This window comes from Cloacibacillus sp., from assembly GCA_036655895.1.
Classification (GTDB): domain Bacteria; phylum Synergistota; class Synergistia; order Synergistales; family Synergistaceae; genus JAVVPF01.
Genome location: JAVVPF010000070.1, coordinates 1 through 4,951, shown reverse-complemented (window position 1 = coordinate 4,951; position 4,951 = coordinate 1). Strand labels below are relative to the sequence as shown.

1 protein-coding gene is annotated in these 4,951 nt (G+C 57.9%); it reads right to left on the bottom strand.

Going from position 1 to position 4,951, the window contains the following annotated elements:
- On the bottom strand, positions 1 to 4,951 hold a 4,951-nt coding region (locus RRY12_12495), incomplete at both ends, for a hypothetical protein (GenBank protein MEG2185492.1).

The following is a 4,951-nucleotide window of genomic DNA, read 5'->3' as shown; positions in this document are numbered from 1 at the left end:
CGTCATGGTAATCCTCCCAAAGTTCTTTGATTACGCCAAAATTGTTTTTAGGGTTATCCCCTACGTTCAGTAGGGGATATTCCGGGCCGATGAACCGCCCGCCCTTAAAATAGCGTTTTAGGTTGCGGGCCAGACCTTTGTACTTGTTCAGTCCAACATACCCAACATAGATGGTGTACCCCGCGTCGTGCAGGGTCTTCATTTCATTTTTAGAGATCCTCGTCATATTATCCCCGACCTTGGGAATGACAAGGTTTGCCCCCTCGGCCTGTTTCATTTCTTCCACGGCGCGCTGCATATCCTTGCAGTCCGGGCTCACAAAGTCGTTTCCACGTCCGTTGTCGTAGTCCTTGTGCCGCTCGACAAAGGCGTCCAGGTCGGAGATGTAGGCATGGTAGCGCATGGAGAGCACATCAGCTGTGCTGGTGGACTTGCCCGCAGCGGGAGGACCGAACACTAAGAACGCCTTGCGGTCGTGGTCGATGGGGCCGGTGTAGATTTTTTCATCACCCACATACCCCTTGCCCGTCCAGCTACCGCTCATATCGCCGTCAATGAACCGGGCCTTCAGTTCATCTCGTGAGGCTTCTTCCTTCGGAGTGTGGGTGTCCTTGGAACTGCGCGCGCCGTTGCCTGTCTTTTTGGCGCTCTCGTCCTTGGCATGGACAACCTCCGGCAGGGCGTTGATGGCTTCTATTAGCTTCTGTTCTGAGGACAAGTTGTTCATGCCTGAGTCCAGAAGGCTCAGCATGTTCTTGGACTCTCCGGACAGCTTGTCGAACCACGACTGATCATCGTCCTCGTAGCTGTACGCCGCCCGCCAATCGTCGGTGGGAGAAGTATTCGCCGTAGATTTCGCCTGCTCAGCGTTGAAAGTGACTACGGTATTACTCAGATCCAACTTATTCGGCAGCATCCCCTGTAGCAGGGTGTCTCGAACGTTTTTGAATACCACTCCGTCGTATTCGTCCTGGTGGTGGTAGTATATCTCACGCGCGATAGCGCTCGCTCTTGAGCCGTACTGGTCGTGCAGTTTGTAGTACAGCGCCCCTTTTGCGTCGACAACGTAGGGGTGCTTCACGCTTAGGAAACACTCGTAGATAGGCTTGTCGCGCGAGACGTTCTTCCACACACTTTGAGCCAGATCCACCAGGTCGGCGGCCGAGTATGCGGTGTGGTCCTTGGCGGAGTAAAACGCGCCATCGTCATGCCACACATTGTACACAGCCTGTCGCAGTGCAACCAGCTCGTCAATAAGCCGCTGCCCGTTCTTCCCGGCGAGCCCGCTTTGCGCAGCATCCCCGCTCACCATGGCCGCGAACGCCATGTCGGTATACAGCGTTTTCAGGCTCTCCAGTGCGTTGAGGACATGCGCCGAGGCGGCATACAGCGTCTCCGTTTCGTCCGCGCCCTCAACGGAGGTAGGAGCGAATATAGCCGCATATATCTCCTGCTCTGTCTCGCTGGATTTAGCGTTTTGAATGGCAGCGAGGTTGCTCAGCACATCCCGGAGCCGGGTCTGAGCGGAGAGCACAGCCGGTCGGAACAACGTCTCGACAAGTTGGGCCTCTGTGTACTCCTTGAGGTCGGCGGCAACGACGCGTCGTGTAGCGAGGAAGTCGACCGCACTGTCAACATCCTCCGGCATTATTTTCGGTACGACGTCATGATAACGGTTGAGGCGATAGATGTCGTCGGCGTACTGCTGCTCCCGGCGAACGATGTCTAATATTTGGTCGGCCAGCTCTGCCTGCTGCTTGTTGGTGACGCCCCACATTTTATTCATGAGCTCATCTATTTGCCGGTTAGCCGAACGCCGAGTGATGCCCAGCGCTTCCCGTCCACTGCCGGCGACCACTTCAGCGCCTACGCCTTGCTCGACATGACCTCGCTTGTAGGTTCTGGCCACGGGAGCGCTATCCGTCCACCACGATATAGTCCCATCGGCGTTGTGAGGGTTCTCCGTGCCCCAGCTGACCGCCCGATACATAGGACGCAGGGCGCCCTTGGCGGACCAGCCCTCACGAATAACGCTGTCGTCCATGTACTCTGACATACCGCTGGCCAGTTTGCGACCATACATATCCCTGGTTCGGGTCTCCTCGAAGCTGAACTTGTTCTGCGCGACTTTCTTCTCGGCGCCGGAAGAAACAAACTCCTCCAGCCCCGACATAAGCTTCGTCGTCGCATCATGCAGAAGTGTTCCGGCCTGACCGCCGTAGCTGTCCAAGTCGCCCAGCGCGTCGCAGAAAACCTCCTCGTTGACAACTGCGGGGTTATCGCCGTACTTCGCTCGATACGCGGCAAAAATGGCTCCGTACTGCTCGGGTGTTAGCTGTTTGTCGAGGAAGTCTGCGATGAACTCGTCGACTGTTCTGCCAGCTTCCGCTTGCGTTCCAGCCGTGCTGCTCGTGCCGCCAACGCTCTCTCCACTGATGCCTGTATCTCCTCCGGCGTTCCCACCGTTGGGCTGTCCTCCTCCAGACAGTTCCGACTGGTGAATATCTGCGGTTCCTTCCTGTGCTCCACTTACTTTTCCCCCTTCAGGCAATCGGCGGAGACGGCTGAAGATAATGTGTCCGTACTCATGCGCCGCTATTTGTTTTCCGGTCGCCGACCGGGAATTGACGTTTATCCACATGGTCTCGCTGTCAGCCGACGAGAACGCATGGCCGCGAACCTCTCTCCCTTCCGCATCATGAAGCGGGCTGGTTGTGAGGATGACGTTTTTGACCTTTTTGCCCTTGTACTCTTTCACGAGCGCCTTGTTCTCAGCGCTCATCTTGTCGTCGCGCAACACAAACACCACGTCATCGACAGCGCCGCTGGGCAGGCCCAGCTCCTTGCTGCTGGCGCGCTTGACGCCCATGATGTCGTCTGCTTTGGCCAGCGCGGCTTTAGCCTTTGCCGCCTGTTTCTGCGTTGGGGTCTGTTTCGGCGCGGCTTTGGTCTTGGTCTTCTTCCCGGTCTTCTCCTGAGAAGCGTCCAGTGTAGCCTGCGGTATACTATTACTAATTATATCAGGCGCCATTCCATTTTTCAAGCTGTTTGCACTACCAGGAATAGGCATCCGCAGCGCTACATTCAAATTTCTCGCCTCGGAGAATGCCTTCTCGGCCTCCGCCGAGCCCGCGCCGTCATGTCTGGCCAGATAGTCCGCCACAAACTGCGATTTGCTCGCGGTGGTGCCGTCGGCGTAGGACACTGTTTGCTCCGCTATATTCCCCGTTGGCACGGGGGACGCTACCACGCCGGCCTCCCCTTGCGCGGGCGCGGGAGCCGCAGTCTCAGCAGTTTGTGCTGTGGCGGTCTGCGCCTGCTCAGCCTGCGTGGAAACGATGATATCCTGCGCGGCCTTGAGTTCTGCCTGCCGGTTTTTAATCTGCACCTGCTTGGCGGAGGTCTCCTGGAACAGCTTGCGTACCGCCTCCACATTGCCGCGGATAGACTTATCGATCGCCACGCCGGTGTTTTGGGTAAACACATACTGCACACCGGGGTCAGTCACCTTCAAGTCCGCCAGATCAGACACGGTAAGAACAGTCCCGTCAAACACGCGGTTGAGCAGCGCCGCCTGCGTTGTGGCTTCGTCCGCCGTTATGGCGCTGACGACCTTGAGCGCGGCGGCGGTCTTGTTCAACACGATGGCATCTGGGTTCTCCTCAACCGTCGCACCGTACTGGGCCTCCTCCGGATTGGTCGATTTCTTCATGCGCCGGGCCTCTGCGTCCTGGCGAGCCTGGTAGATGAGGTCGACGAGTTGAGCGCTGTCTACCCTCTCGCTCGTCTCACTTATCTGAATTATCATGTTAGCGGCGCTCTCAGCACTGCGGGACTCAGGCGACACCTGCGCGGTAATGCGCTGCAACACCTGAAGCTGGTCGTCGGCTGTAAGATTGTCGACGCTACGGGTCATGGCCTTGACGTCGCGGTTTTCCACCGCCGTTGTGGCGGCGTTGTTGACAAAGGTCTGGAGGCCCATGATTACGGCCAGCCGCTGCCCGCCGCCGCGTGCTTCGGATATGCGCACCGCGTCCTCCTCTTTGCCCTTTCCGGTCCACGAGTCGACGTAAATCCGCGCCGCGTCTGCCACGAGCCCGAAAGCGCCGGCCTTGCCTTTCGCCAATCTTGTCTCATTCGCGATGGAGACGGACTCCTGTGTGGCCTCCTCCTCACCCTCCTGAAATATGTTGAGCCCATATGCGGTGAACAGCCTAAGTATGCCGCGCGCCGCTTCTTTTGTTACACTTTTCGCCGTGCCGGTTACAGCGCCTTTAGTAGCAGCCTTAATCAGCGCCGCACCACCGAGAGACAGCAGATCTAACGCTGTGTCCCCCATCTCGATCAGGGAGGATATTAGCGCCTCGTCGCTTGCCGCTTTTCGTGCTGTCTCCTCGTCTGCCCCCAAGTCGAGCAGAGACTTGAATGCGGCGCCGCGCATGACTCGCGCAGAGTGCACACCGCTCCCTGCAACGATACCGGCTTTCAGGCCGAGCGCAGGATTTCCCGCTACGGTTCCCGCCGCGAAACCCGCAACACCATACAACGCACCAAGCTTCGTCTGGTCCCAGAGCTGTGGGATATATGCCGCCAGGTCCTTAGAGAGTATAGGCGTTTTGGTGTTATCATTGTCGAGAGCCAGCGCCTGCTTGTCCGAAAACTCCGCAGCGAGCATGTCAATGTGCTGAGCGTATGCCTTGTTCGACTCTGTGGGGTTGGATATGTACGCATCCCAGGCCACGGAACTGTCCTGGGAGAGTCTGCCGAGCGTCTGATTCGCCGCCCACTGGTCGCTGAAAACGTCAGCGTACACGCCGCCATCGGTCTTCCGAGCCGCCTTCGCATCCAGTTTTTCTATGTAGGCGTCTATCCGCGCACGCTCGCTTATGGGCGCTGCGGGCGCCGGCTGAGTTTCAGTGGTCATTACTGTCGGCAATGAGGTGTCAGAGCC